The organism is Streptomyces sp. NPDC004629 (genome assembly GCF_042873595.1).
Classification (GTDB): Bacteria; Actinomycetota; Actinomycetes; order Streptomycetales; family Streptomycetaceae; genus Streptomyces.
Genome location: NZ_JBIALO010000001.1, coordinates 209,822 through 231,859, shown reverse-complemented (window position 1 = coordinate 231,859; position 22,038 = coordinate 209,822). Strand labels below are relative to the sequence as shown.

Here is a 22,038-nt window from a genome sequence, read left to right as displayed (position 1 = left end):
GCACGCCCGTGAGAGTGACCCGGAGCAGAAGGGCTAGGCCAGGGCCACCGTCGACAGGCGGTGGATGTCTTTTGCTGTGTCTGTCACTCCGGACAGGAAGCCCTGGGCGCGGGGGGAGGCGTGGTCGGTGAGCCAGGTCGGGTCGATGTCGCAGACGGCGACGCGGACGCCGGTGCCGGCCAGGGCCAGCGGGAGGGTGTGGACGACCGTGGACGGGAAGCTCAGGACCGTGCGGCCGATCGGGCCGCGGCGGGCGATCAGTTCCAGTGGGAGGTCGGGGCGGACGATCTCCAGGCCGGTCTCGGTCGCGAGTCGGTGCAGCTTCTCCGTGCTCTCGCGGCGGTGCGCGAAGTAGCGGGCGGCGCCGTGCGCCTTGGCGAGGCCGCGGACGGCCTCCAGATAGCGGTCGCCGTCCACGACGCCGGTCTCCACCAGGGACGTCCCGACCATGTCGGCGCCCTTGGTGATGCGGGGCGGGCCGAACCGGGCCCGGGTCCAGCCGAAGTCGTTGGCGGTGATCGTGACGCCGTCCGGGATCTCCTCGACCGGCATGGACGAGAACACCTCCACCCGGCGGCCGGCCCTCGGTGTCAGCCGGCGCCGGGCCGAGGAGGAGACCGGGGCGAACAGCAGGTCGCGCGGCCCCGGCCGGCCGCCCTTGCGGTGCCAGCGCACCAGCCGCTCGCCGCGCGCGAGTTGGGCGACGAACTCCATCGTCGCCGTGCCGTCGTCGACCACGACCAGGTCGCGCGCCCTGGTGATGGTCAGCAGCAGCTGTACGTAGCGGGAGAACGGGTCGCCCATGACGATCCGGTCCGCACGGCGCAGCGCCCCGGCGAGGCCGCCGATGGTCTGGAAGGGCGCGGTCGTACCGCCCCGCGCCTCCTCCCAGCGCACCTCGTACCCCTCGTCCCGGGCCAGGTCCGCCATGCGCCGCAGCTGCCCGCGGGTCATCGGGTCGGTCGGGGACAGGACGACAAGGGTCAGCTCCACCCCGGACGGCGCCATCCCGGACGGCACCGCGCCGATCGACTCCACCCCGGACGGCACCACACCGGACGACTCCGCCCCAGACGGCACCGCACCAGACGGCACAACTCCGATCGGCTCCGACCCGGACGGCACCACACCGGACGACTCCGACCCCGGCGGCACCACCCCAGACGGCTCCGACCCGGAGGGCTCCGCGGCGGACGGCGGTGCGGCGCCGTGTGGGGTGCGCCGCACCTGGGGCGGCACGGACGGGAAGGACGCCGGCGCCGACGCGCCGGACGCCTGCGCCCCGGGCGCTCCGCGCAGGGCATGGGTGTGCGCCCACTCCAGTACGTTCAGCAGCTGTACCGGGCTCTCCACGAAGGCGAGGGTGCGAAGGCTGGGGCCGGCGTTACCGGCGCGTCGGTTCATCGTCGTACGACCGTCCCGTGAGGCGTTCGGCAGGGGACCAAGGCGGGCTCGGGCGGAGTCAGACGGTGACCGGCTCGCCCGCCGCCGCGGCGATCTCCGCCTCGGCCACGACACCGGAGACCCGGCGCAGCTTCTTCATGGGGCCCAGCTCGGAGTCGTAGACCTTCTTGACACCGTCGCCGAGCGACGCCTCGATGATCCGGATGTCGCGCACCAGGCGCGTGAGGCCCTGCGGCTCCACCGAGGCGGCCTGGTCCGAACCCCACATCGCGCGGTCCAGGGTGATGTGGCGCTCGACGAAGGTGGCGCCGAGGGCGACGGCGGCCAGCGTGGTCTGCAGGCCGGTCTCGTGACCGGAGTAGCCGATCGGGACGTTCGGGTACTCCTGCTGCAACGTGTTGATCACACGCAGGTTCAGCTCCTCGGCCTTGGCCGGGTAGGTGGAGGTGGCGTGGCAGAGCAGGATGTTGTCGCTGCCGAGGACCTCGACGGCGTGCCGGATCTGCTTCGGGGTCGACATGCCGGTGGAGAGGATGATCGTGCGGCCGGTGGCGCGCAGGGCACGCAGCAGCTCGTCGTCCGTGAGGGAGGCGGAGGCGACCTTGTGGGCCGGGACGTCGAACTTCTCAAGGAACGCGACGGCCTCGGTGTCCCACGGGGACGCGAACCAGTCGATGCCCTTTTCCTTGCAGTACTCGTCGATCTTGCGGTAGTCGTCCTCGCCGAACTCCACCCGGTGGCGGTAGTCGATGTAGGTCATCCGGCCCCAGGGCGTGTCCCGCTCGATGTCCCACTGGTCGCGCGGGGTGCAGATCTCCGGGGTGCGCTTCTGGAACTTGACGGCGTCGCAGCCGGCCTCGGCGGCGGCGTCGATCAGCTTGAAGGCGTTGTCGAGGTCACCGTTGTGGTTGATGCCGATCTCGCCGGTGATGTAGACGGGGCGGCCGGGACCGGCCTCACGCGAACCGAAGGAGCGGATGCGGGAGTTGGTGCTCATCAGGGGATGTCCTTACTTGGTGAGGGAATCGAGAGAGGGGCCGAGGATCCAGCTGGCGATCTCTCGGATGGCGCCGTCGCCGCCGGGGACGGCGGTGACCGCGCGTGCGGCGCCGCGCACGACGTCGTGGGCGCTCGCGACCGCCACGGGCCAGCCCACGAGGGCGAAGCACGGGAGGTCATTGACGTCGTTGCCGACGTAGAGCACGCGCTCGGGCGCGATGCCCTGCTCCTCGCACCACTGCTTGAGGGCGAGGTCCTTCCGGTCGATGCCGTGCAGCACCGGGATCCGCAGCTTCCGGGCCCGGGCGGCGACGACCGGGTTCTGCTCCGTGGACAGGATCAGCATCTTCAGGCCGCTCTTGCGCAGCGCGGCAATGCCGAGGCCGTCCCCGCGGTGCACGGAGACGAACTCCCGTCCGTCGGCGTCGATCAGCACCCGGTCGTCGGTCTGGGTGCCGTCGAAGTCGAGGACGACCGCGTCGATGTCTTCCTTGGTCGGAAGGGCGCCGGGCCGGTCCGCGTCGAACAGCGGGGCCAGGGCCCGGGCGCGGGCGAGGTCGTGCGGGTCGTCGATCTCCAGCACCCGGGCCGGGTCGGTGCGGACCAGTTCGGTGTGGCCGAAGAAGCGGTGCCGGTGCTCGCGGAACCCGGTGGCGTCCATGGCGTAGGCGGCGCCGGTCTCCAGCAGATCCTGGGGGCGGTCCTGGCGGCGCGGGCGGAACGACTTGTCGTGGTTGACGCCGTAACCGCCGCGGGTGGCCGTGGAGTTGGCGACGCGGGTGGTGCCGTCGGCGGCCTGTTCGCGGGTGGAGTCCACCGCAACCGGGCCACCGGCGGCCTGTTCGCGGGTGGGCTCCACCGCGACCGGGTCGTCGCCGGCGTCCCGCCAGATGAAGCCGTGGAAGGGGGCCACCGTGACCGCGGTGTCGGCGCCGTTCTCGACGACGGCCGCGGCGACCCCGTCGACGTCCTCGCGGATCAGGAACGGACTGGTGCACTGCACGAGCAGGACGACGTCCACGGTGGCGCCGTGCAGCGCCTCGTGGGCGTCCATGGCGTGCAGCACGGCGGCCTCGGAGGTGGCGGTGTCGCCGGCGATGGCGGCGGGCCGCAGCACGACCTCGGCGCCGGCCTGCCGGGCGGCCGCCGCGATGGCCTGGTCGTCGGTGGACACGACGACATCGGTGACCAGCCGGGAGGCCCGGCACTCGTGCACCGCGCGGGCCACCAGCGGCACCCCGCCGACGGGGGCGAGGTTCTTGGCGGGCACGCCCTTGGAGCCGCCGCGCGCGGGGATCACGGCGAGCACCCGGCGCACCGAAGCGCCCTGGCCCGCCCGGGAGTCGGACATGGGCTCTCCTCCTTGACGCGGGATCCGGTCGCTCACAGCTCTCCCATTCGTCGGATCACGGGTGCCACCCGCTGGACGCCGTGGCGGTAGGCGCCGCGCGCCGCCCGGCGCACGATCTGCCGGACCGGGCCCGGCGCCCTGTCGGCGGCGGGCGCGCCGGGCAGCGGGGAGCCGTCCGGGCCGAGGTGGTGGCGGGCGAGGATCCCCGGCAGATAGCCGGGCGCGGTCTCGGTCGTGTAGTAGGGGTTCAGGGGCGGCAGCCCGCCGGGCCGGCCCAGCAGCCGGGTGATGCGGTGCCGGGCGGCGTCGAAGGCCGTGCCGTACGTGCCGTCGGCGGCGACGCCCTGCCGGGCCACCCACTCGGGCTCGGGCTCGGGGCGGTGACCGGCGTCCAGCTGGTCCCAGGAGGCGAGGCAGCCGGAGCCGACGAAGTGGTGGTTGCCGAGTACCTCGCGGACCCCGAGGTCGGTCAGGACGACCGTGGGGATGCGGCGGTGCAGCGATTCGAGGGCGGCCGTCGAACTGATGGTGACCAGCAGGTCGGTGCGGTCCAGGACCTCGCCCATGTGTCCGTACACCAGGCGGAGGTTGGCGGGCAGCTCGCGGCTCTGCGCCAGCTTCTGGTAGGGCAGCTCCTCGATGTGCGTGGTGTGCTCGCCCGGCCGGGAGCGCAGCTTCAGCAGCACCTCGCGGTCGGGGAACGCCTGCGCGTGCCGGATCAGCCGGTCCAGCAGGTACGTACGGTCCTTACGGCTCTCCGGGACCGAGGGCTGGGCCGCGAACACGACCGTGTAGGGCCTGCCCTCCGGCTGCGTGGCGGGCGCGGGCTCGCCGGAGTAGGGGGCGCCGCCGAGGAACGGCAGTGCCACCTCGGTCACGCCGGAGGCGTCGGCGCCCACGCCCTCGTAGACGGCGCGGAAACGGTCAGCGTCCTGGCGGGAGTTGGCGAGGACGAGGTCCGCTCCGTGCCGCAGCAGCAGGCCGTCGGCGAGCTTCTCGTAGACGACGCCGACATAGCCGGTGACGACGACGGGCCGCTCGGTGCGGTCCTCCCAGACCCGCTTCAGGCCGTGCAGCATGGCCTGGACGCCACCGCCCACGAGGGCGAGGACGAGGACGTCGTACGACTCGTCATTCATGGCGTTCATGGCGTTCATGGCGCGCAGGAACTCGACGGCGGTCACCTCGCGCAGGGAGTCGGCGTGCACGCCGACCTCGCGCAGCTGACGGGCGGTGGGGGTGGCGCGGCCCCGCAGCAGATAGCCGTCGAGCCGGATACCCGACTCGACGGGCTCGGCCCGGCCGCCGCCCGCGATGCGGCTCGCGGTGAGGGCGCCCCACTTCCACCGGGTGTCGGAATCCGCGAGCACGGCGACCCGTAGGGACTTCGTTGCACTTACTGGCACGCCGAAGACGCTAGGAAGCCTTTCCTAGGATCCGCCCAACCCGAATACAACAAACGGTTAACAGCACATCGACGGATGGCGAATCAGCCCGGGAACCAGCGGGAAAAGACCCTGGTTCACGGCTTCGCCACACGTCGTTCACCTGATATCAAGGTGGCGGTCAAGACGAATGACGGGCCCCGTCCTAACGTCCACTGTGTGGTCAAGCTCTCCGTCATCGTGCCGTTCTACAACGTGCAGCAATACGCGCCAGACACGCTCAGAAGCCTGCGTGCGAACGCCCGTGAGGACTTCGAATTCATTCTCGTCGACGACTGCTCGAACGACGGGACGCCAGAGATCCTTGCGCGCGCCGAGCGCGAGCTGCCAGGCGCGGTACATGTCAGACACGAGAAGAACGGGGGGCTGGCGACCGCGCGCAACACCGGAATCGACCGGGCCCGCGGCGAGTACCTGACGTTCCTGGACGGCGACGACTGGCTCGCCCCCGGCTACTACCCCCGGCTCGTCGCCGCCATGGACGACCTGGGCTGCGACTTCCTGCGCACCGACCATGTGCAGTGCACGGGGCGGGCGCGCACGGTGCATCTGGTGCCGCACGGCCGGCGCAATGTGGTGATGCGCCCCCGCGACGCCATCCTGCCCACCCACCGGACCACGTCCGTCGACTACGCCTACGCCTGGGCCGGGATCTACCACCGGCGGCTGGTGGACCGCGGGCTGCTGCACTTCACCGACGGGCTGCGCACGGCCGAGGACCGGCCGTGGATCTGGAAGCTGCACCGGGAGGCTGAGTCGTTCGCCGCGGTGAACCTGCTCGGTGTCTTCTACCGGCGCGGGGTGGCCTCGTCCCTCACCCAGATCGGTGACGTCCGGCAGCTCGACTTCATTCGCGCGTTCGATCAGGTCATCGAGGAAACCGCCCAGGACCCGGAGGCGGACGCGCTGCTGCCGAAGGCCGTTCGCACCTACTGCGCCATCATTTCCCATCATCTGGGATCCATCGAAAGGTTCGAGCCCGCGGTGGCGAAGAAGCTGAAGACACTGAGCGCCGCCGCGTTGCGGCGCATGCCGCAGGGCGTCCTGGACGACGCCCTGGACTCCATGGACCTGCAACGCGCCACGAAGCTGCGCCGGTTGCGCCGCCGCCCCGCCGCCTCGGGGGCCGCCGCGTGACCACGCAGATCTTCCAGGTGTCGACGCTGTACGGCACCGCCACGCTGGCCGCCGCCCTGGACTCCGGCTCCTTCCGCCCCGCCGACCGGCGCATCCTGCTGGTCTGCAACAACGCCGCGACGCCCGAGACGACGCCGGGCCCGGACGGGATGCCGGGCTTCGAGCGGCTGCGGGAGCGGTTCGACGACGTGATCTCGTACAACGAGACGATCTTCCCGTTCCACCCGGGCGGCTGGGCCCCGCGGCCCGAGGACCTGCCGCTGTGGGAACGCCACCTGCGGCTCGCCTGGGACCTCGGCGACGACGACGTCGAACTCGCCGTCGAGTCGATCCAGGTCAACCCGTCGCTCAGCCTCGCGCAGATGTTCACCGGCGCGCCCGTGACGGTCTACGCGGACGGCCTGATGAGCTACGGCCCCACCCGCAACAAGATCGACCCGCTGGTCGGCACCCGGGTGGACCGGCTGCTCCACCTCGACCTGGTGCCGGGGCTCAGGCCGCTGCTGCTCACCGAGTTCGACGTGCCGGCCCAGATCGTGCCGACGGCCGCGTTCACCAAGGTGCTGGCCGAACTCGCCGGCGGCGGTGCGGGACTGCCGGACATCGAGGAGCCCGCGCTGCTGCTCGGGCAGTACCTGTCGGCGCTCGGCATCCTCAGCGCGGAGCAGGAGGAGGACCTTCATGTGCGGATGCTGAAGGGCGCCGTCGAACTCGGCCACGAGCGGGTCGTGTTCAAGCCGCACCCGTCGGCCCCGGCGCGCTTCACGAGCACGCTGGAGCGGGCGGCCGAGCGGCTCGGCGTCGACCTCACGGTCCTCGACACGCCGATCCTCGCGGAGGTGCTGTACCAGCGGATGCGCCCGGCGCTGGTCGTCGGCTGCTTCTCCACGGCGCTGCTGACCGCGTCCGCGCTGTACGGCCTGCCCACCGCCCGGGTGGGCACGGACACCCTGCTGGACCGGCTGTCCCCGTTCGAGAACAGCAACCGCATCCCGGTCACCGTCGTCGACGCGCTGCTGCCCGATCTGACGGACCGCGCCGCGGTCACCGAGCAGCGGCCCGGCATGGACGTGTCGGCGCTCGGCGAACTCGTCCGGGCGGTCGGCTTCACCATGCAGCCGAAGATCTACCCGGAGCTGCGTACCGCGGCCGAGGGCTATCTGACGGAGCATCTGAACCCGCACACGCTGCGCTACTTCAAGCGCAAGCGGCTGACCTCGCTGGCACTGCCCGGCGGGGTCCCGGCGCAGCTGTCGTTCATCCCGCGCAACGCGACCGTACGCCGCGTGGCCCGCAAGGCCCGCAACCTGCGCCGGGCGGTACGCCGCTGAACAGGCCGGCCGCGCTGCGCGTGGGCGTCTTCCGGGCGTGGGGCGGGGTCCTTGACGGGCCCCGCCCCACGCCCTTCGGGTCAGCGGGCCAGGATCTGCTGGATCCGGGCCGCGTTCTCCTGCGTGACCTTCCACAGCAGTTCCTGCCGGTCGTGCACGTCGGCGACGGTGCGGCTGTGGTTGTCCAGCATGTGCAGGGCCCGCTCGGTGAGCACCGCGCCCAGCTCCCGCTCGTGGACCGAGACACCCCACTCGGGGCGCTCGATGTCGTTGAGGAAGTACGCCATCTTCGGGTGCGAGATCAGGCTGATGATGGGCGTGCCGACCCCGAAGGGGATCATCCCGGCGTGCCCGCGCATCCCGATGACCAGCCGGGTCTTGGCGTAGGTCTCGCGGATCTCGTCGTTGGAGAAGTCGTACATCGGGATCACCGGCAGTGAGATCCCGTGCTCGCGGCGCAGGTCGAAGGCGATCCGCTCGTCGTCCAGGGAGTGCGCGACGCACTTGACCTCGGTGTGCGCGCCGATCTTGCGGACCGCCTCGGCCATCTGGCCGAGGAAGTGCCCGTAGTCGTGTCCGAACCGCAGCCCGGCCCGGTCGTAGGCGGCGTTCAGCATCACCGTGTCGTCGCGGTACAGCGGGTCGCTCCAGCCGGCGATCAGCTGGCGGCTGACCGTGGTCGGACAGGGCTGGAAGACCACCTTGTCGCGCAGCTCCGGCGGGAGCAGCGCGCGGACCTTCGCGATGGAGCCGTGGTTGCGCAGCCCGAAGAAGGCGGCCTTCTCCACCAGCAGGCGCAGGCTCTCGTTGAACCGGGTGGCCCGGTAGGACTGGCCGTCGAAGGCGTTGAAGCCCACCGCGTAGACCATGATCGGCACGTCGATGGCGCGCAGGTGCTCGTCCGGGACGTTCCACTGCCAGGCGCTGTTGCCGTTGGGCATGGTGTCCGGGATGAACAGCCCGCCGCCGCCGATGACCAGTCCGCGCCGGGCGTTGACCCGCTCCAGGGCGGCGGCGTCGAACAGCCGGTGGGCGTGCACGGAGTGCCAGCGGCGCGAGGTGGTGTCGGGGCCGAAGCCGAGCCGGACGGTCTCCGGCAGCAGCTTGTCACCGGCGTTGCCCTGCCGGTCCATGTAGAAGGCGACGTGCGCGAGCTGGTCGTCGGGCGCGCCCTGGTCCTGCGGGGGCACGGTGGTGGCGCGCTGCGCCCACAGCCGGTTGGAGCGGTGGGTGGGGTCGACGGACAGACCGGCGGTGGCGTACCGCAGCGACTCGGCGTTGTCGCCGTGCACCCAGGCCATCTGGGCGAGCCGGGCGTAGGCGGTGGCGGCCCGGTTGGGGGCGGCCGTGGCCATCAGCAGCTGAGTCTTCGCCTCCGGGTAGCGGGAGACGCTCATCAGGGCGTGGCCCAGCACCTCGTGCGGCCAGGCCGCGTCCAGCGGTATCCGCACCGAGGACAGGATGTCCACGGCCTCCTGGTACTCGCCGGCCGCGATGTGGGTGGCGGCCAGCTTGCGGGCGATCTCCACATCGCCGGTGCGCCGGACGTGCGGGGTGCCGAAGTGCACGAGCAGGTCGTGGTGGGCGCCGCCGAGCGCCACGTACGCGGCGTGGAACTCCGCGTCGTTCATCTCGAACTCGCGCCAGCGCTCCTCCGCCAGGGAGTACCCGGACTCGCCGCCCTGCCACGGCTTGTGGCGGCCGGTGAAGTGCAGGATCGCGGTGTCCTCGGGCACCGGCAGATCGCCGGACAGCCGCCGCTTGACGAAGTTGTAGCGGGCGTCGAGGCGGACGAAGTCGCCGTCGAGGACGGCGTTCAGGATGCCCTGGTCGTGCTTGTCCAGCTCGTACTCGCCGCTGCGCCCGGTCTGGTCGATCTTCGCGCAGAACTCGTCGGACAGGTACTCGCGCTGGATGACCAGCAGCCCGGAGTTGAGCTTGTGCTGCCCGTAGAAGAACTGCGGGACGGCGGCCAGCCCCTCGCGCAGTTTGAGCAGTTCGCCGAGGTCACCGAGGACGACCATGTCGGTGTCCAGGGTGATGACCGTGTCGTAGTCGCGCAGCCGGAAGATGTCGAGGATGAAGTACGCCTTGCGCACCAGGTAGTTGTCCTGGTCGCCCTTGACGTAGGAGTCGTAGCGCTCGTCCTCGACCCGGCGCAGCACGATGCGCGGGTGCAGGGCGCGGATCCGGGCGATGGAGGAGGGTCGCAGATCGTCGTAGAGGACGACGAAGTCCTCGCAGACACCCGGGTTGGACAGGGCGAGGCTGCGCAGCAGGACGAGGAACCCGGGCAGGTAGTTCTCGTCGACGTAGCTCGCGAAGGCGATGCGCCGCTTGCCGGTGAGGGCGTGGGCGGACGCCGAGGCCGCCGGGCTGACGGCGGCGGCGCCGGTGGGGGAGGTCGTGGTCATCGCAGGGATATCCTCATGTCGGTCACGCTCTGGGCCCGCTGCATGACCCATGCCTTCTCGCTGGTGTACTCGTGCACGGACGTGATCGCGAGCTTCATGGCCTCCTGGACGCGGTAGGCGCCGCTCTCGTAGAAGTCGAAGCCGATCAGGTCGAGGGTGGGGCTGACGTCCAGGAAGTCCAGCAGCCACAGCATGTTGAAGCCGGTGGTCGGGATGCCGGACCAGGCGTCGGCGCCGATGTGCCCGATGTTGCGCAGCGGCCAGCGCAGCGACTCGTCGCCGAGGTACTGCTGGGCGCCGGGCACCAGGCGGTTGCGCAGCGAGTGCTTCCAGTCGCCGGAGATGCCGCCGAAGACCAGCCGCGTGGTCACCGGCTTGTCCCAGTTGAAACCGTGCTTGTGGATGGTGGCGTGGATGTCGGTCCGGGTGCCGGTGTGCTTCGGGTCGATCTTGTACGAGTTGAAGCGCACCACCAGGTCGTAGTCGTCGATCTCCTTGCCCAGCGAACTGGCTCCGACCCGGCCGGAGTTGGCGATCAGGCAGATGGACTTGCCGGCGACCAGGTTGCGGAACTCGCCGAGGGTGATCCACTGCACGCCGCCGATCGTCGGATCGGCGACCGGACCGCGCATCCGGATGCGGCGCTGCTCGGCGTAGAGCGCGACGGCCTCGCCGAGGGCGGCGGGGTCGGCGTCGGCCAGGCCGGTACGCAGGTCGAGGTACTGGCCGAGCAGTTCCTGCCGGTCGGCGACCGGGGCCTCGTCGGCGGCGAGCACGAGCAGGGCGCCGACCAGCCGGGGCTCGGCCTCGGCCCAGTCGCCGAGGGCGTGCAGGGCCAGGCCCTCGGCCCAGATGTCGGTGGCGGGGCCGCGGGTGTGGTCGGCGGCGCGCGGGCACTGCCGCTTCAGCAGGTCGAGCAGTTCACGCTCGCGCTCCCCGGCCCGGCGCATCCCGGCGATCCGGGCCGCCACGCCGAAGCCGTCCTCGTTGGTCAGCTCCAGGTAGCGCTCGTAGGCCTCGATGGCCTCGCGCTCCTCGCCGGCCGCCTCCAGGGCGCGGGCGCGCAGCCGCCAGCCGGCGCGGGAGTTCTTCCGCTGGGCGAGGACGGTCTCGCTGATCACCAGGGCGAGGTTCAGCTCGTCGTCGTAGCCGCATTCGAGCGCCTTGTTGGCCACGGCCAGCAGGGCGTCCAGCAGCTCGTTGCCGATGCCGCCGGCGGGGGCGGTGGCGCCCTTGACGGCGCGCTTGAGCAGGGCGGTGGCGCCGCCTGCCGGGGCGGGTGCGGGGGCCGTGTCGACCATGGTGTGGACCACGAGCAGCTTGCGCAGCTGCTCGGCGAGTTCCGTGCGGCGACGGTCGAGGCTGCCGACGAGTTTGCCGCTGTGCACCGCACAGGCGCGCAGGCAGTCGTCCAGCTCCCCTCCGCGTGCTGGTGCCCGCCTGTTCTGGACCCTCGTCATAACTCTCCTGTTTTGCCAAGCAAAGACTGAATTTACCGCCGCATGCCGCGCGTTTGCCGACGCGTGGGGATGGATGGAGAAACTAGGAAGTAAAAACGACGTGCGGGTTAACGCACTGGGGACTGCGGAAGAATCGTTGGGCGGTGGACCGCGCTGGACCGCGGTGATCCTGTGATTCCCCCAGCTGCCGGTGGGAGCGCTCCTTCGTCCTGGGGACATCCGGACCCGAACCCGCGACGGACCCCCGGCACAGGGTAGGCGTGCCGCACGTGGCAGCTACATCCTCCACCCTCGTCTCCGTTCCCTCTCCCCCCGCCCCGGCCCCCGCCGCGGATCCGGCTCCCGCCCCCGGTCCCGCCGGCCGCCGGGAGCGGCTGCCCGCCCTGGACGGGCTGCGCCTGCTGGCCGCGCTGATGGTCTGCCTGTACCACTTCGCCGGACGCGGCGGCGACATCTCCCGCTCCTGGGGGCAGTCGCCGGCCCGGGTCTTCCCCGACCTCGCCACGGCGGCCGTCTACGGCTGTCTCGGCGTGCAGTTCTTCTTCGTCATCAGCGGCTTCGTCATCTGCATGAGCAGCTGGGGCCGCAGTCCGGGCGACTTCTTCCGGTCCCGCGTCGCCCGTCTCTACCCGGCGTACTGGGCGGCCGTGCTCCTGGTCACCGGCGCCGCCTTCGTCGTGCCCGCGGCCCTCCATCCGCTGCGCCTCGACCAGGTCCTGGTGAACCTGACGATGTTCCAGATGCCGACGGGCGTGCCCCGGGTGCTGGGCGTGTGCTGGACGCTGTGGGCCGAGGTCCGCTTCTACGCCCTGTTCGCGGTGTGCGTGGTGCTGCGGGGCGTCACCTACCGGCGGGTGGTGCTGTTCTGCTGCGTGTGGACGCTCGCCGCGGTGATCTGCAAGGGCGCCGGCAACGAGCTGACCGCGCAGCTGGTCATGCCCGAGCACGCGCCGTTCTTCGTGGGCGGGCTCGCGCTGTATCTGATCCACCGGTGCGGCGGGAACCCGACCCTGTGGGGCATCGTGGGCGTCTCCTGGCTGCTCGGCCAGGAGACCGTGACGACGGGGCTGTGGCGTCCGGGTGCCGCCGGCGACTTCCACCGCAGCCCGTATGTGATCCTGCTGGTGCTGACGCTCGGCTTCGCCGCGGTCGCGGCCGTCGCGCTGGGCTGGACACGGTGGGCCTCGTGGCCCTGGCTGACCACGGCAGGCGTGCTGACGTACCCCTTCTACCTGGTCCATGAGCACCTGGGCTGGTGCGTCATCCGGGTGCTGCACCGCGGCCTCGGCCTGCCGCCGTGGCCGACGCTCACGGTCACGGTGCTCGGCATGCTGGGCCTCGCCTGGCTGATCCACCGCCATGTGGAGCGCCCCCTCGGCCCCCGCCTCAAGAAGGCGGGCACCGCCCGGAACGACACCTCGATCCCCGCCCCCTCCTAGAAGTGCCGCGCGGCGGTCTACGACGCGGGGTCCTGGAACCGGGGGCGCGCGCCGGGGCCGTGGGCGGCGTAAGGCTCGTCGCGGCGGACCGCACTGGGTCCCGCGCACGGCGAAAGCGGACGCCCCACCGCCACCACTCACCGCACCCACCGGCGTACGACACCGGTGCCCGCCCCGCCCGCCTGGGCGCCCCGGACGACGGCCTTACGCGTACGCGGCCCGGGGCCGGCGGCGAGGGGCGCGGGTCGGTGTCACCCTCCGCCGCGACGGGACCCCTGTCCGAGCCAAGCCGAAGACGCGCGGACCCCGATCGCCCACGACGCCGTCGCAGCCGACCGGACCCTCGCATTCCCGCCCGCCCCGGCGAGATCCCGACCCCTGCACGCAGCCACAGGGTGGGCCGGCGGTGAAGGGCACGATGTCGTCGCAGTCGGCGGGGCTCACGCGCGGAGCGCTCAGCCGCTTGCCAGGGAGAGCTTCGCTGCGAAGCCGGAGAACGGCGGGTCCGCCGCCGCGGTCGCCCCCATCGCCTGGGGCAGCAGGCAGCCGGGGAAGCGGGCGACGGCAGTCTTCCCGTCCACCCCGGCGGGGCCCGCGCGCACCTGGACCGGGTCGGCGCCGTGGCCCGGGGTCAGCCGCACGGCCGGCACGCGGCCGGGCCCGCGGCGAAGAGCGCGGGGCGCTACCGCCCCGCGGCTCCGCCATGACGGGTTCCCCTTGGCGGCGCAGCCGGCCGACGATGCGGCAACGGGCTCACACGCGGAGCGCTCAGCCGCTTGCCAGGGACAGCTTCGCTGCGAAGCCGAAGAACAGGGCGCCTGCTGCCGAGGTCGCCGTCGCCGACAGGCGCTTGCGGCGGCGGAAGGCGGCCGACAGCTTCGTGCCGCCGAATATCAGCGCGCTGAGGTAGAGGACGCTGGCCACCTGGGCGAAGGCACCGAGGACGACGAAGGACAGGGCCGGGTAGGCGTAGCCCGGGTCGACGAACTGCACGAAGAAGGCGACGAAGAACAGGATCGCCTTCGGGTTGAAGAGGCTGACGATCAGGGCGCGGCGGAACGGCCGCTCCCCGGCGGCCGGAGCCGGGGCCGCCTCCCCCGCGGTCTGTTCCCGCCGGGTCCGCCACATGCCCCACGCGGCCCGCAGCATCCCGACGGCCAGCCAGGTCAGATAGCCGGCGCCCGCGTACTTCACGATGCCGAAGAGCACGGCGTTCGCCTTGAGCAGCGAGGCGACCCCCGCGGCGGACAGCGTCATCAGCGCGGCGTCCCCGCACCAGACCCCGGCCGCGGCGGTGTACCCCGCCCGGATCCCGCGGCGGGCGGCCACCGAGAGCACGTACAGGGAGTTGGGGCCGGGCAGCAGGATGATCAGGACGAGCCCTGCCAGATAGGTGGGGAGATCGATGACACCGAACACGGAAGGGAGTGTCGCACAGGGGTACGACAACGCCGCACGCCCCCTGATCCGGTGGGTCTCAGAAGGTGTCCGACGGGACGTGGGTGCCCCACACCTCCCGCAGCGCGTCGCACACCTCGCCGACCGTCGCCCGAGCCCGCAGCGCCTCTTTCATCGGGTACAGGACGTTGTCCTCGCCCACGGCCGCCTTCCGCAGCGCGGCCAGCGCCGAGTCCACCGCGCCCCGGTCCCGCCCGGCCCGCAGCGCCGCAAGCCGCTCGGCCTGTCGTGTCTCGATGGCGGGGTCGACGCGGAGCGGTGCGTAGGGTTCTTCCTCGTCGAGCCGGAACCGGTTGACGCCGACGACGGTCCGGGTGCCGGTGTCGGTCTCCTGGGCGATGCGGTAGGCGTTGCGTTCGATCTCGCGTTTCTGGAAGCCGGTTTCGATCGCCGCGACCGCGCCGCCCAGCTCCTCGACCTTGCGCATCAGTTCCACGGCGGCGGCCTCCAGGTCGTCGGTCATGCGCTCGATGGCGTACGAGCCGGCGAAGGGGTCCACGGTCGCGGTCACGTCCGTCTCGTGGGCGAGTACCTGCTGGGTACGCAGGGCCAGCCGCGCGGACTTGTCGGTGGGCAGCGCGATCGCCTCGTCGAAGGCGTTGGTGTGCAGCGACTGGGTGCCGCCCAGCACCGCGGCCAGCGCCTGGACGGCGACCCGGACCAGGTTCACCTCCGGCTGCTGCGCCGTCAGCTGCACCCCCGCGGTCTGGGTGTGGAACCGCAGCATCATCGACCGCGGGTCGCGCGCCCCGAACTCCTGACGCATCACCCGCGCCCAGATCCGGCGCGCGGCACGGAACTTGGCGACCTCCTCCAGCAGGGTGGTCCGGGCGACGAAGAAGAACGACAGGCGGGGCGCGAAGTCGTCGACGTCCATGCCGGCCGCCACCGCGGCCCGCACATAGGCGACGGCGTCGGCCAGCGTGAAGGCGATCTCCTGCACGGGGGAGGCGCCCGCCTCGGCCATGTGATAACCGGAGACCGAGATGGTGTTCCACCGGGGCAGCTCGGCCCGGCAGTAGCGGAAGATGTCCGCGGTCAGCCGCAGCGACGGCCGCGGCGGGAAGATGTACGTGCCCCGCGCGATGTACTCCTTGAGGACGTCGTTCTGGACGGTGCCGGCGAGCCGGCCGGCCGCCACGCCCTGTTCCTCGGCGACCAGTTGGTACAGCAGCAACAGCAGCGCGGCGGGGGCGTTGATCGTCATGGAGGTGGAGACCTCGCCGAGCGGGATCCCGCCGAACAGGACCCGCATGTCGTCGATCGAGTCGATCGCCACGCCGACCCGGCCGACCTCGCCGTGCGCGAGGGGCGCGTCGGAGTCGTGGCCCATCTGGGTGGGCAGGTCGAAGGCGACGGACAGGCCCGTGGTGCCGTGGGCGATCAGCTGCCGGTAGCGGGCATTGGACTCGGCGGCCGTACCGAAGCCCGCGTACTGGCGCATCGTCCAGGGACGGCCGGTGTACATCGTCGGGTACACGCCCCGGGTGAAGGGGTACGCCCCGGGTTCGCCCAGCCGCTCGGCCGGGTCCCAGCCCGCCAACGCGGCGGGCCCGTAGACCGGCTCCACGGGCAGTCCGGACTCCGACTCACGCGTCATGGGGTGCCTCCGCAGTACGTCGACTACTCCCCACCATGCCTCCTAGTTCGGCGGCGGTCACCCGGGGAAACATCCCGGCATGGGGTTCAGGGGGATCGAACGGATCGCGGGGCGGCCCGCCGCGCTCGCCTCGGCCGCCGCGCTCACCGTGCTCGCCGTGCTCTGCGGGTGCACCGTGCAGCCCGCGGACACGGACGGGAAGAACCGATCGCCGGTGCACATCCGGCTGCCGAGCACCCGGCCACCGGACCGGCCCGCTCCCGGCGGCGGTCCCACGACGGCCCGGCCGGCGCCAGCGCCGCCCCGCGTCCTGTGGTCCCGCGGCGACACCGGCCCGAGCGTGCGCGAACTGCAGGCCCGGCTGCGCCAGGTCGCCTGGCTGTTCGACGGGCCGACGGGGACGTACGACGACCTGACGGAGGAGGCGGTCAGCGGCTTCCAGGGCAAGCGCGGGCTGCCGCGGACCGGGCGGACGGACACGGTCACCTGGCGGCGGCTGCTCGGCATGACGCACCGGCCGGGCACGTGGGACCTGTATCTGATGGGCGGTCAGCCGGTCGCCGCGCCCGACCCGCGCTGTCTGACCGGCCGGGTGCTGTGCATCGACAAGACAAGCCGGACGCTGCGCTGGATGATCGACGGACGCACGGTGTCGACGATGGCGGTGCGGTTCGGCACGCAGTACACCCCGACCCGTGAGGGTGTGTTCCGCATCTACTGGAAGTCACGGCACCATGTGTCGACGCTCTACGACTCCCCGATGCCGTACGCCCTGTTCTTCAGTGGCGGTCAAGCGGTGCACTACTCGTACGACTTCGCGGCGCGGGGTTACGCGGGCGGCTCGCACGGCTGTGTCAACGTGCGCGACGAGGCGGCGATCGCGGCGCTGTTCGCACAGGTGCGGACGGGCGACAAGGTCGTCGTCTCCTGGTGAGGCGCCGCTCGCCGGGGCGCTCCGCTCGCCGGGACGGGGCGCGGGCGGGACCGGGGGAACGGATCCCGCCCGCGCCAAGGTGCACGAGCCCTGGGTACGGGGGGAACCCCGGCTCGGTGCGACGGCCGATGACCAGTCGGCTCACTCTGTACTGCGCCACCGTCGCCGAAAACGTCACACCCTACGTGCGCGACCGCTCCCGCGCCGTGAAGCCGCAGGTCAAAGCCTTGGCTCGGGGCAGCGTCAGAGCGCGGTGTACGTCGGGCTCGGTGCGGGGTCCGGGGACTGCGCGGGGCTGTCGGGCCGCTGCGGGGCGACAGCGGAGGGGACGGACGTGGTCCCGCCGTCCCGGCGGTGGTCGTTGCCGCGGCCCTCGCGAGAGGTGCGGCCATGGCCGCCGTGGCCACCGCCTCGGTCGTCCCGGTCGCCGTGGCCGCCTCGACCGGCAGGGTCGTCCTGGTCGTCCTGATCGCCCTGATCGCCCTGGCCGGACTGCTCGTTATTGCCGTCGCCGGACTTCCCGTGCTCGTGGCCCTGGGTGCTCCCGGTGCTCCCGGTGCTTTCCAGGATGCCTTTGCAGTACGTCCACACGCGCGCGGGGCCGCCCGCCGTCTGCTCCAGACGGTACTCGCGGCCAGGACCGAGTTCCTTGCCGTCACGGAGGTCACGGCAGGCCGCGGGCGCGCCCGCCCACGGCCCATGGGCCCGCCCGGCGGAGTCAGCGGACCCGGTGGCGCCGCCCCGGTCCGTATCGGGACCTGAGTTCTCCCGCGCGGAGCCGGTGGCGGGGGCGCTCGGCGCCGGCGGGCCCGACGTACCGCCCTGTGTGGCCTCCGCGGACGGCGAGGCGAGCGGCTGGTCGGGCGTACCGGCGGCGGTGACGGAGGCGGCGGGCCCCGGATCGTCGTCGCCGAAGGGCACCGGCAGGACTCCGGTTCCGGCGGCCACCGCGACCCCGCCGACGGTGCCCACGGCCAGTGCGGCGGCGAGCGCCAGGCGCACGGGGCGGGCCCGGCGGGGACGGCCGCGGGCGGGGGCGGGACGGCCGCCGATGCGGATGAGACCCGCGTCGGACGGCCGGGCCGCCGCGCCGGTGCGTCGCGCCTGCGAACCGTCGCCGTGCGCAGCGGCGGCCTGTTCTGCGGCGGCCTCGCGGGCCTTCCGGAAGGCCGCGAGCGCACCCTCCTCACCGGGGAGTTCGACCCCGGCCGGGGTGGCCTCGACGGCGAGCGCGCCCAGTGCCCCGGCGAGTCGTTCGGCCTGTCCGCGGGCGGACGCGTCGACGGCTTCGAGTGGCTCACCGCGCAGCAGACGTTCCGCCGTTTCCCGGTTCAGCCACTTGTCCTGCTCGTCGGCCATCACATGTCCTTCTGCGTCCGCGAACGCGTATGCGTCACAGTGGCGGACGTCACCGCGCTGCCGCGCGGTTCTCGCTGGGTCGGCAGGGCGCCGGGCCGGCCGGCTGATTCCGGATCCTCGGCGAGCAGTTCGGCGAGCCGTTTCAGACCACGGTGCGCGGCGGTGCGGACGGCGCCCGCGCGTTTGCCGAGGGTCTCGGCGGCGGTCTTGGCGTCGAGGCCGACGACCACGCGCAGGACGACCGCCTCGGCCTGGTCCTGCGGGAGCCGCGCGATCAGGGAGAGGGCGCGGTCGGTGGCCAGAGCCTCGATGGCCTCGCCCGCGGTATCCGACTCGGCGGCCCTGGCGGTCAGTTCGGTCTCGTCTCCGCCGATCACGGGGCGGCGGCCGCGCATGCGTATGTGGTCGAGGGCGCGGTTGCGGGCGATACGGGCCGCCCAGCCGCGGAAGCGGTCCGCGTCACCGCTGAAGCGTTCCAGGTCACGGGCTATCTGCAGCCACGCCTCGGATGCGACGTCCTCGGCGTCCGGATCGCCGACCAGTGTCCGTACGTACCCCAGCAGCCGCGGGTGCACCGCGCGGTAGACGGTCCGGAACGCGGTCTCGTCCCCGTCCTGTGCCGCGCGCACCGCGGCGGTCAGCTCCGCATCGTCCCCCAGCACCCGTGGTGTCCCTACTTTGCGCCTAAACCGGCGCCGCTCTCGCGGACGTGGTCCTCGCCGTCGTGGTTCCTCAATTGATGGTTGCGGTGTTCGAGGTCACAGGTGGTTGCCCTGGTCGTGCGTCCCCCGCGCCTCGGCGCGAAAGGCACGTTACGGCCTGAATCCGCTCCCGTCCACGTCCGTACAAGATGCAACCAGCTCGTGACGCGGGCGGGTGTGACAGAAAACGCACCCCTGACGCTGAAGGAAGTACGGGCCGCCGCGCGGCCCGTGCCGCGCGACGGCCGGGGCCTCTCCTGTGGGGGGTGGCGGCCCCGGCCGTCTCCGCGGTTCCCCGTCCGCCGCTGCGACTTCGCCGGTTCTGGGGCGACGTCCCATTCGACAGCGAGACCACGCCGGTCAGCACCGCGCGGGCAGCCGTGGCGTCCCGCCGGGCTCGGCAAACGCGAAGGCGGGGAGACCGTACAGCTCCTCAAGGTGGCGTTCCTTGTTTCTCACCCAGGCTGCTCCGGCCTCAGTCGGGCGGGGCGGGCTTTTCGGATGGTGGCGGTAGTCGGGCGGCGCAGTACGCGGCCACCTTGTCCGCTCCGCCCGCGGCCGCGACGAGCCGCTGCCAGGCCGTCGCGTCCAGCGCCTTGCCCCGGTCCTTGACCTGCTCGTACGCACGGCAGTGGGCGAGGGTGTCCGTGGCCGGGCGGTCCGGGCGGGCCGCCGCGGGCCCGGTGGCCGCCGGGTCCGCGGGAGCGGGGCTCGCGGGCGCGGGCCTCGTGGCGCCGGGGCTGGTGACGGGCCGGCGGGCGGACGGGGCCGGTCGGGAGGCCGGCCGTTCGTGGGTCTCCGTCGTCGGGTGCGGGGTGCCTGGGCCTGGCTCGCCGTGGGGCGCCGGGGACCCGGCCGAGGCGATCGCCGCGACGGCGAGGCCGCCCAGCGCGACGCTCGCGAGGAACACGGACAGCGTTGCCTTCACCGAGAACCGGGCGCGCCGCGGCGCGCCCGGCCGCCAGTCGTCCCGGCGCCGCGTCCGCGCCCGGTGCGCCCCGGTGTCCCGCGCGGCGCGGAACGCGGCCACGGCCCGCCGCTCGGCCTCCGGGTCCAGGCCGGCGCCCTCCGGCCGGAGGGCCGTGCCGAACCGCGCCTCCAGCGCCGCGTCCTGATCGGCCGGCCGCGGGCCGGGCACGGCGCCGACGGGGTGCGCGCGCCGACGGCCGGGCGGCCCGTCGTCGCTGTGCCGTTCACCCATGTCCGTTCCCCGTCCTAGCCCGGTCCGCCCGGTCCGCCCGATCCACCGGAGCCGTCCGCTCCGTCACGCCGCGGGGCCGCCGGGCTCTGCTCGAACCGCCCGCCCCGCCGACTCCGTACGTGCCGCGCCCGGCCGCCGTTCATGTCGCATCCCCCAGCGTGCCAGGGCCCTCTTCCGTCACACCGTCGTGCGCGTCGCCGTCCGCCGACGACCGGCCGCCCAGTTGCCGGGCGAGACGTTTCAGCCCGCGGTACGCGGCCGTGCGCACCGCGCCGGGGCGCTTGTCGAGGACGCGCGCGGCGGCGGGGCCGTCGAGACCGACGACGACCCGCAGCAGCACGGCCTCGGCCTGGTCGCGCGGCAGCCCCCGGACCAGAGCGAGGGCGCGTTCCGTGGAGATGGACTCCAGCGCCTGGTCGTGCGTGCTGTGCGGTCCGGGCAGTTCCAGTACGTCCTGTTCCAGTGCCGTGGCCCGGGGCCGCACCCGCTGCCTGCGCAGATGGTCGAGGGCCCGGTGCCGGGCGATGGTCGCGGTCCAGCCGCGGAACCCGGCGCCGTCGCCCTTGAACCGGCCCAGGTCCCGGGCGATCTCCAGCCAGGCGTCGGATGCCACGTCCTCCGCGTCGTCGCCGACGAGGCCGCGGAGATAGCCGAGCAGGCCCGGCTGCACCATCCGGTAGGCCGCGGCGAAGGCGGTCTCGTCGCCGTCCTGGGCCCGCGCGACGGCCGCGCCCAGCTCGCCGTCGTACGCCTCAAGGCGGCGACGTTCCCCTCCCTGGCCCAAGAACCGTCCTCGTCCGTACGAGCCGTGCCCGTGCTCGTGCCGCTGCTCGTCCGCGCAGCGCATCGGCATCGAGCGACACGGCGACCCGCATCCCCACGATGATCAGCGCCGCGGTTCACAGATTTGTCACAGGGCACGGCCGGGCCCGGCCGCGGCGGGCGCCCCGCCGGGCGTCCGCGCGGGCCGCGTCCGGGGCGGCGGTCAGGGCACCGACACCGTCGCGTCCCGGCACAGCAGCCGCAGCGAGCCGTGCCCGGTGAAGCAGCGCCGGGCCTCGTCGACGGGATCCCACAGCCGGCCGTCGGGCGTGCGGATCCAGTGGTCGCCGCCGCTCGCCCACCACTCGGCGCCGGTCTGCCGGACGATCACCTCGCCGGCGTAGGCACCGAAGCCACGCAGTACGTCCTGTACGGCGGCGTACGGCGCACCTTCGCGGCGTATGTCGTCGATCATCCGGTCCACCCGCCACAGGCTCTGCGCCGAGTAGTCGAGCCGTACCCGCGCGCCCTCGCGCATCGTCGCCACGACGTCCGCCGCCCATCGCACGGGCTTGGTCGCGGCCTGCGGCCTGGTCTGCTGCTGTGCTGTCACCTGCTGCGCTGTCACATACTCAAGAGCGAGACGGGCGTGGCTTTCGTCACCCGGATCCGGGCCGGATCCGCATCCGGCGCAGGACCGCCCCACCTCCCCCGCACGACGACCACAGCACCGCCCCGGCAGCCCGCCCCACCCGCTCCCGCCACCGAACGGGCTGAGCCCGGCCGCGGCCGGGCTCAGCCCGGCCGCGGCCCGGCCCGAGGCCACCGCGCCCAGCACCAGGCGCCCCTCGCTCGTCATCCAGCGCCCACCGCAACCCACCCGTCCCGGGCCGGCGAGCAGTTCCAGGACGCTGACCTGGCGCCGCAGTTCGGCGGCGACCAGCGGCGACATGACCTCCGTACGGCCCTCGCCCGCCGTTCCCGCGGCGCGCACGGCAGCCGGGGGCCGAGGGCCGGGGGCGGGGGCGGCGGACGACCGGAGC

18 protein-coding genes are annotated in these 22,038 nt (G+C 72.9%); 4 read left to right on the top strand and 14 right to left on the bottom strand.

What is annotated here, in order from left to right; genetic code table 11:
• Positions 1 to 33: 33 nt before the first annotated feature.
• From ACFYTE_RS01050 to ACFYTE_RS01035, 4 genes are read right to left on the bottom strand one after another with little or no spacing between them, the layout of a single operon-like run.
• Positions 34 to 1,404 carry a hypothetical protein gene (locus ACFYTE_RS01050; protein ID WP_388703115.1) on the bottom strand — a complete coding sequence of 457 codons (1,371 nt, stop codon included), beginning with the start codon at positions 1,402 to 1,404 and terminating at the stop codon, positions 34 to 36.
• 58 nt (positions 1,405 to 1,462) lie between these two features.
• On the bottom strand, positions 1,463 to 2,401 hold the full coding sequence (locus ACFYTE_RS01045; protein WP_388703112.1) for an N-acetylneuraminate synthase family protein: 939 nt from the start codon (positions 2,399 to 2,401) through the stop codon (positions 1,463 to 1,465).
• A 12-nt stretch (positions 2,402 to 2,413) separates the two neighbouring features.
• Positions 2,414 to 3,754, bottom strand: coding sequence for a cytidylyltransferase domain-containing protein (locus tag ACFYTE_RS01040; protein WP_388703109.1), 1,341 nt, complete (start codon positions 3,752 to 3,754; stop codon positions 2,414 to 2,416).
• Positions 3,755 to 3,786: 32 nt separating this feature from the next.
• Complete coding sequence (locus ACFYTE_RS01035) at positions 3,787 to 5,160, bottom strand: DUF6716 putative glycosyltransferase (RefSeq protein WP_388703106.1); 1,374 nt, start codon at positions 5,158 to 5,160, stop codon at positions 3,787 to 3,789.
• A 198-nt stretch (positions 5,161 to 5,358) separates the two neighbouring features.
• Between ACFYTE_RS01035 and ACFYTE_RS01030 the strand changes: the two genes are divergently transcribed.
• A complete protein-coding gene (locus tag ACFYTE_RS01030) occupies positions 5,359 to 6,336 on the top strand; it encodes a glycosyltransferase family 2 protein (RefSeq protein WP_388703103.1) in 978 nt (325 codons plus the stop codon).
• On the top strand, positions 6,333 to 7,667 hold the full coding sequence (locus ACFYTE_RS01025) for a polysialyltransferase family glycosyltransferase (RefSeq protein ID WP_388703100.1): 1,335 nt from the start codon (positions 6,333 to 6,335) through the stop codon (positions 7,665 to 7,667). Before ACFYTE_RS01030 ends, ACFYTE_RS01025 begins: the two co-directional genes overlap by 4 nt.
• Before the next feature lie 80 nt (positions 7,668 to 7,747).
• Here ACFYTE_RS01025 and ACFYTE_RS01020 read toward each other — a convergent pair whose 3' ends face one another.
• Together ACFYTE_RS01020 and ACFYTE_RS01015 are read right to left on the bottom strand one after the other, a co-directional pair.
• The gene (locus ACFYTE_RS01020; RefSeq protein WP_388703098.1) at positions 7,748 to 10,081 is read right to left on the bottom strand and encodes a glycosyltransferase; all 2,334 of its coding nucleotides are present in this window, start codon (positions 10,079 to 10,081) and stop codon (positions 7,748 to 7,750) included.
• The gene (locus tag ACFYTE_RS01015; protein ID WP_388703095.1) at positions 10,078 to 11,541 is read right to left on the bottom strand and encodes a glycosyltransferase family 29 protein; all 1,464 of its coding nucleotides are present in this window, start codon (positions 11,539 to 11,541) and stop codon (positions 10,078 to 10,080) included. Before ACFYTE_RS01015 ends, ACFYTE_RS01020 begins: the two co-directional genes overlap by 4 nt.
• Positions 11,542 to 11,810: 269 nt before the next feature.
• On the opposite strand from ACFYTE_RS01015, the gene ACFYTE_RS01010 reads away from it, so the two are divergent.
• The gene (locus tag ACFYTE_RS01010) at positions 11,811 to 12,980 is read left to right on the top strand and encodes an acyltransferase family protein (protein WP_388703092.1); all 1,170 of its coding nucleotides are present in this window, start codon (positions 11,811 to 11,813) and stop codon (positions 12,978 to 12,980) included.
• 455 nt (positions 12,981 to 13,435) lie between these two features.
• Here the strand turns inward: ACFYTE_RS01010 and ACFYTE_RS01005 are convergent, their stop codons facing one another.
• The 3 genes from ACFYTE_RS01005 to ACFYTE_RS00995 all read right to left on the bottom strand — a co-directional run bounded on the left by ACFYTE_RS01005 (position 13,436) and on the right by ACFYTE_RS00995 (position 16,038).
• Positions 13,436 to 13,621 (bottom strand): hypothetical protein, encoded by a 186-nt coding sequence (locus ACFYTE_RS01005; RefSeq protein WP_388703089.1) that lies wholly within the window; start codon positions 13,619 to 13,621, stop codon positions 13,436 to 13,438.
• A gap of 127 nt (positions 13,622 to 13,748) precedes the next feature.
• The gene (gene leuE / locus ACFYTE_RS01000) at positions 13,749 to 14,399 is read right to left on the bottom strand and encodes a leucine efflux protein LeuE (RefSeq protein WP_388703086.1); all 651 of its coding nucleotides are present in this window, start codon (positions 14,397 to 14,399) and stop codon (positions 13,749 to 13,751) included.
• 58 nt (positions 14,400 to 14,457) lie between these two features.
• Positions 14,458 to 16,038, bottom strand: a complete 1,581-nt coding sequence (locus ACFYTE_RS00995) for a methylmalonyl-CoA mutase (protein WP_388703084.1) — start codon at positions 16,036 to 16,038, stop codon at positions 14,458 to 14,460.
• A gap of 79 nt (positions 16,039 to 16,117) precedes the next feature.
• Between ACFYTE_RS00995 and ACFYTE_RS00990 the strand changes: the two genes are divergently transcribed.
• A complete protein-coding gene (locus tag ACFYTE_RS00990) occupies positions 16,118 to 16,972 on the top strand; it encodes a L,D-transpeptidase family protein (protein WP_388703082.1) in 855 nt (284 codons plus the stop codon).
• Positions 16,973 to 17,215: 243 nt separating this feature from the next.
• Here ACFYTE_RS00990 and ACFYTE_RS00985 read toward each other — a convergent pair whose 3' ends face one another.
• From ACFYTE_RS00985 to ACFYTE_RS00965, 5 genes are all read right to left on the bottom strand, one after another.
• Positions 17,216 to 18,331 carry a hypothetical protein gene (locus tag ACFYTE_RS00985; RefSeq protein ID WP_388703080.1) on the bottom strand — a complete coding sequence of 372 codons (1,116 nt, stop codon included), beginning with the start codon at positions 18,329 to 18,331 and terminating at the stop codon, positions 17,216 to 17,218.
• The gene (locus tag ACFYTE_RS00980; protein ID WP_388703077.1) at positions 18,331 to 18,993 is read right to left on the bottom strand and encodes an RNA polymerase sigma factor; all 663 of its coding nucleotides are present in this window, start codon (positions 18,991 to 18,993) and stop codon (positions 18,331 to 18,333) included. Before ACFYTE_RS00980 ends, ACFYTE_RS00985 begins: the two co-directional genes overlap by 1 nt.
• Positions 18,994 to 19,507: 514 nt before the next feature.
• Positions 19,508 to 20,233 carry a hypothetical protein gene (locus tag ACFYTE_RS00975; protein WP_388703074.1) on the bottom strand — a complete coding sequence of 242 codons (726 nt, stop codon included), beginning with the start codon at positions 20,231 to 20,233 and terminating at the stop codon, positions 19,508 to 19,510.
• Positions 20,234 to 20,372: 139 nt separating this feature from the next.
• Positions 20,373 to 21,017, bottom strand: coding sequence for an RNA polymerase sigma factor (locus tag ACFYTE_RS00970; protein WP_388703071.1), 645 nt, complete (start codon positions 21,015 to 21,017; stop codon positions 20,373 to 20,375).
• A 201-nt stretch (positions 21,018 to 21,218) separates the two neighbouring features.
• Positions 21,219 to 21,608, bottom strand: coding sequence for a hypothetical protein (locus tag ACFYTE_RS00965; RefSeq protein WP_388703993.1), 390 nt, complete (start codon positions 21,606 to 21,608; stop codon positions 21,219 to 21,221).
• Between the last annotated feature and the right edge of the window lie 430 nt (positions 21,609 to 22,038).

Excerpts from the sequence above, each read along its gene's own strand:
- ACFYTE_RS01015 (WP_388703095.1), bottom strand. The coding sequence starts at position 11,541 with ATGACGAGGGTCCAGAACAGGCGGGCACCAGCACGCGGAGGGGAGCTG.
- ACFYTE_RS00985 (WP_388703080.1), bottom strand. The coding sequence starts at position 18,331 with ATGGCCGACGAGCAGGACAAGTGGCTGAACCGGGAAACGGCGGAACGT.
- ACFYTE_RS01040 (WP_388703109.1), bottom strand. The coding sequence starts at position 3,754 with ATGTCCGACTCCCGGGCGGGCCAGGGCGCTTCGGTGCGCCGGGTGCTC.
- ACFYTE_RS01020 (WP_388703098.1), bottom strand. The coding sequence starts at position 10,081 with ATGACCACGACCTCCCCCACCGGCGCCGCCGCCGTCAGCCCGGCGGCC.
- ACFYTE_RS00995 (WP_388703084.1), bottom strand. The coding sequence starts at position 16,038 with ATGACGCGTGAGTCGGAGTCCGGACTGCCCGTGGAGCCGGTCTACGGG.
- ACFYTE_RS00975 (WP_388703074.1), bottom strand. The coding sequence starts at position 20,233 with ATGGGTGAACGGCACAGCGACGACGGGCCGCCCGGCCGTCGGCGCGCG.
- ACFYTE_RS00990 (WP_388703082.1), top strand. The coding sequence starts at position 16,118 with ATGGGGTTCAGGGGGATCGAACGGATCGCGGGGCGGCCCGCCGCGCTC.
- ACFYTE_RS01045 (WP_388703112.1), bottom strand. The coding sequence starts at position 2,401 with ATGAGCACCAACTCCCGCATCCGCTCCTTCGGTTCGCGTGAGGCCGGT.
- ACFYTE_RS01050 (WP_388703115.1), bottom strand. The coding sequence starts at position 1,404 with ATGAACCGACGCGCCGGTAACGCCGGCCCCAGCCTTCGCACCCTCGCC.